Annotated in this window: 3 protein-coding genes and 1 tRNA gene; 3 read left to right on the top strand and 1 reads right to left on the bottom strand. The window is 47.6% G+C overall.

The annotated features are described in order from the left end of the window. From Q0256_RS01010 to Q0256_RS01000, 3 genes are all read left to right on the top strand, one after another. Positions 1-1,744, top strand: a 1,744-nt coding sequence (locus Q0256_RS01010; protein ID WP_297959214.1) for an acyl-CoA dehydratase activase-related protein, incomplete at its 5' end; no start/stop codon positions are given. Then, positions 1,744-2,961, top strand: coding sequence for a 2-hydroxyacyl-CoA dehydratase (locus Q0256_RS01005; protein WP_297959212.1), 1,218 nt, complete (start codon positions 1,744-1,746; stop codon positions 2,959-2,961). The genes Q0256_RS01010 and Q0256_RS01005, both read left to right, overlap by 1 nt. A 374-nt stretch (positions 2,962-3,335) precedes the next feature. Continuing rightward, positions 3,336-3,965, top strand: coding sequence for a hypothetical protein (locus Q0256_RS01000; RefSeq protein WP_297959210.1), 630 nt, complete (start codon positions 3,336-3,338; stop codon positions 3,963-3,965). Positions 3,966-4,016: 51 nt separating this feature from the next. Here the strand turns inward: Q0256_RS01000 and Q0256_RS00995 are convergent. Next, positions 4,017-4,107, bottom strand: a tRNA-Ser gene (locus Q0256_RS00995). Positions 4,108-4,607: the final 500 nt, after the last annotated feature.

Below are 4,607 nucleotides of genomic sequence, written 5' to 3'. Positions count from 1 at the left end.
GCGCCACTTCAATCCAAAGGTCGATTTCATCATCGACATCGGCGGGCAGGACATCAAGTGTTTCTCCATTAAAGACGGCAATATTGATTCTATCGTGCTAAACGAGGCGTGCAGCTCGGGCTGTGGCTCGTTTTTGCAGACCTTTTCAAATTCTTTGGGTTACGACATTAAAGATTTCGCAAACCTAGCCCTTTTTGCAACCCATCCCGCTAAGCTCGGTAGCCGCTGCACGGTCTTTATGAACTCTTCGGTTAAGCAGGCTCAAAAGGACGGCGCTACGATCGAGGACATCAGCGCAGGTCTTGCTATTAGCGTCATCAAAAATGCGATTTACAAGGTTATCCGCGTGCGAAACGCCGACGATTTGGGTCAAAACATCGTAGTGCAGGGCGGTACCTTTTTAAACAATGCTGTGCTGCGTGCCTTCGAAAAAGAGCTCGGCAAGGACGTGATCCGTCTAGATATCAGCGAGCTTATGGGTGCATACGGCGCGGCGCTTTTTGCCAAAAATAACGCAAACGAGCGTACCGATATGATCAGTCGTGCAGAGCTTGAAAATTTCACTCATCGCAGTGAATTTAGCGTCTGCAAGCTCTGTACGAACAAATGCCCACTTACGATCAGCTACTTCGGCGATACTAAATTCGTCTCGGGAAATAAGTGCGAGCGCGGCGCGGGCAAGGAGATCCGCCACGACATTACGAATTTATTTGAGTTTAAAAACGAGCTTTTGCGAAAATATCGCAAGCCGCCGAAGCAAGACGCACCGCGGGTCGGAATTCCGTTTGTTTTGAATATGTTTGAGATGATCCCGTTTTGGAGTGCGTTTTTTGAAAATTTAGGCATGAGCGTCGTGCTGTCGCAAAAGCCGCGAAAAGAGACGCTGTTTTTAGCAAGCCAAAGCATCCCGAGCGATACCGTCTGCTACCCGGCCAAAAGCGTGCACGGCCACATCTACGATCTGCTAAATAAGAGCGTCGATTTTATCTTTTATCCGTGTATGAGCTACAGCCTGGATGAAAATATCAGCGAGAACTGCTACAACTGCCCCGTAGTCGCATACTACCCAGAACTGATACGCGCGAATGTAGGCGCGCTGGAGGAGAAAAAATTCCTCTACCCACACGTGGATCTTAACATGCAAGATTCGTTTTGCAAAACGATGCAGGCTGAGCTCGCGGATGCCGGGTATAAATTTCATTCCGACGCTGTGAAAAACGCCGTCTTGCAAGGCCTTAAGGAGCTGCAAAGCTATAAAAATACCGTTTTAATAAAAGGCGAGGAGACCCTAAAGGAGATCAATGCAAGCGGTGCGTCCGCCGTCGTGCTAGCGGGTCGTCCGTATCATATCGACAAGACGATCAACCACGGCATCGATCGCTATCTAAATTCCTTGGGCTTTATAGTGCTTAGCGAGGACGCGCTGCCGCTTAGCAGGGTGCAGACGAAAAGCCTTAATCAATGGACCTACCACGCCAGGCTTTATAGCGCGGCGCGGTTCATTTGTAAATACCCGCGTATGCAGCTGGTGCAGTTAGTGAGCTTCGGCTGCGGGATAGATGCGATCACGGGTGACGAGGTGCGCGACATACTGCGCCAAAACGGTAAAATTTACACTCAACTTAAAATCGACGAGGTTACGAACCTAGGTGCGGTCAAGATCCGCCTGCGTAGCCTAAAAGCGACTATGATAGAGCGCGAAAGGCAAGGCGCGCAACAAGAAGCAAGAAAGGATGCGCGCTAATGTTTGCTAAATTTACGAAGGATATGAAAGCGACCCACACGATATTGATCCCCACGATGATCGATCCGCATTTTCGCTTTATGCAAGGCGTGCTGCGCGACGAGGGCTACAAGAGCGTCTTGCTCGGCGAAAATCGTCAAAATATCGTCGAGGAAGGGCTTCGCAGCGTCCACAACGATATGTGCTACCCCGCGCTGCTCGTCATCGGGCAGTTCATCGACGCGCTCAAAAGTGGCGAGTTTGATACGCACAAGGTAGCGCTTCTCATCAGCCAAACGGGCGGCGGCTGCAGAGCGAGCAACTACATAAATTTGCTTCGCAAAGCGCTTGAGGACAGCGGTTTTAGCTACGTCCCCGCGATCTCGTTAAATTTCGGCTCGCTAGATGAGAATGAATTTAGCCTCGGAAAAAAATCGCTTCTAAAGCTCTTCGCCGCGATATTTTACGGCGATTTGATGATGGGGCTGTATAATCAGTGCAAGCCCTACGAAAAGATCAAAAACCAAACGAATGAAATTTACGAACTCTGCGCCGAGCGGATCAAAAATTTGACCGATCAAAGATCGTTTTTCAATCTCAAGAAAAATTTCAAATTTATCCTCTCGCAGTTCGCTAAAATCGAGCGCGACGATAAGCCGCGAGTGAAGGTGGGCATCGTGGGCGAAATTTATCTCAAATACTCCCCTATCGGCAACAACGGCCTAAATGCCTACCTCATCCGCGAAAATGCGGAGCCCGTAAATACGGGGCTGATGGACTTCGTGCTTACCTGCATCTACGATGCGGTCTACGACAAGCAGCTCTACGGCAAGGGCGGCGCGGCGTATTACGGCTCGCTTGCGGTCGCTAAGGTAGTGGAATTTTTCCAGCGCATGATGATTAAGCAGATAAAACGATTTGGATTTCGCGCGCCGAGCCCATTTAGCGAGGTTCGCGCCGCCGCCGACGGCTACATCGGTCACGGCGTGAAGATGGGCGAGGGCTGGCTGCTGACGGCGGAGATGGTCGAGTTTATGCGCCACGGCATACAAAACGTCGTGTGCGCGCAGCCCTTCGGCTGCCTGCCAAACCACATCATCGCGCGCGGAATGATCCGAAAGATTAAACAGAACTACCCGCAGGCAAACATCGCCGCTATCGACTACGACCCGGGCGCAAGCGCGGTAAATCAAGAAAACCGCATAAAGCTGATGCTTGCTAACGCAAATAGAAAGTAGTGCGCCACATATCAAAAATGGCTTTGGAATTTTAGATTCTAAAGCCTGCCGTAAAATTTTAAAATTTAAAAGCAAGCTCGCGATGACGGTTAAATTTTGAGGCGCAAATGGCTCACTTCCTTTCGCGAAATTTCCTCGAGATTTTAAAATTTTAAAATCTCGGCAATGCCATTGCGCTTATTTTGCCTTTTCCGTGCGTTCCGGCTTTAATTCTTGCGAAATTTCATCGGAATTTTATGGAAGTCCGCGCGAAATTCTACGCGTCGCCGCCATAGAATTCCATCATACAATCCCATTTCGCCACGTCATAAAATTCCATTCTCGTTAAGGCAAAATTTAATACAATCCGTTTTTAAATTTTACGAAGGAAGTTTATGAAATTTTGGATTTGCGGCGCGGTTTTGGCACTATGCTGTGGGATTTTTAGCGGATGCGTGAGTAAGAATTTGCCGGGCTACATGCAAGGGCGCGAGCATATCGTCGCGATGAGCGCGGCGTCCGGCGGTCAGCTGCGAATGAGTGGCGAGATTTACGATTACATATTTGATGCAAATCTTAGTGCCGTGCGCGCCAAGGTTGCGAGTCTGGCGTCGCTAAATAAAGACGCAATAAGGCGCAACGTAAGCATGCTCACGATCGACAGATACAACGAGGGTAGCGATGCTGCGTATATCCAGCATGAAATCGAGCTCGTAAAATATGATCTGCCACTATCCGTGCAGGCTAAGCTGATGGATGATCCCGAGCAGCTTGAGCCCGCGTATAGCTCTACGTTTCGTTACTCTTATCTGATCGAAGGCAAATATTTTAAGCGCCTAAAAGATCACGACGAGCTGCGCAGATCGCACCGCCTAAGCGTGCCGATCGAGTACCCCGCGCGTATAGCGGTCGATAGCGGGATCAAAAGTGAGCGCGATGCGAAAATGGATACCGACATACAAGGGCTCATCGTAATGCCACTAATGATGCCCGTGCTGCTTTTAGGCAGTATCCTAGGCGGCTGAAATCGGCTGAATCACGGAAGTGAAATTTTATTGATTTAAATTCTAAAGTAGTGGCGGACAGAGAGGGATTTGAACCCTCGAGCCCCGGTTAGAAGCTGCACCCTTAGCAGGGGTGTGGTTTCGGCCACTCACCCATCTGTCCACAAAAAGAAATCGCATTATACATAACTAATCTAATAATGGGCTTAAATTAGCTCAGCTCGCAGAATTTATCACCGCGCGGATATTTTGAGCTAGCGGCACAAAGAGATATAATGAGTCACAATATTCGACGTAGATAATTTATACTTGCTTACATAGCTTCTGCGAAACTTAAAACTTACGCGAGCTTTTAAAGTCTATGCGAGCAAAAAATTTACGTCCATGCGTTATTTTGCGGCGAAATTTTAAAATTTTAAATTCAGTCGGGCGCGAATTTTAAAATCCGGCTTACAAGTAAAATTTCAAAATCCCGTATAAGCGCAAAATTTTAGGATTTAGGGTTTTACGATCTGCGTAATTCTGAAATTTTAAGCATATTTAAGCTTTAAAATTTTGAAAATTTCAAAGCTTAAAAATTTCAATAATTTTGGTTGCGAGGATTTTAAAATTTGGAATTTTGCAAAATTCCAAATTTTAAGATTGATGACACTCTAAGATCTC

The organism is uncultured Campylobacter sp., assembly GCF_937949835.1.
Classification (GTDB): domain Bacteria; phylum Campylobacterota; class Campylobacteria; order Campylobacterales; family Campylobacteraceae; genus Campylobacter_B.
This window is presented reverse-complemented; position numbering and strand designations above follow the sequence as displayed.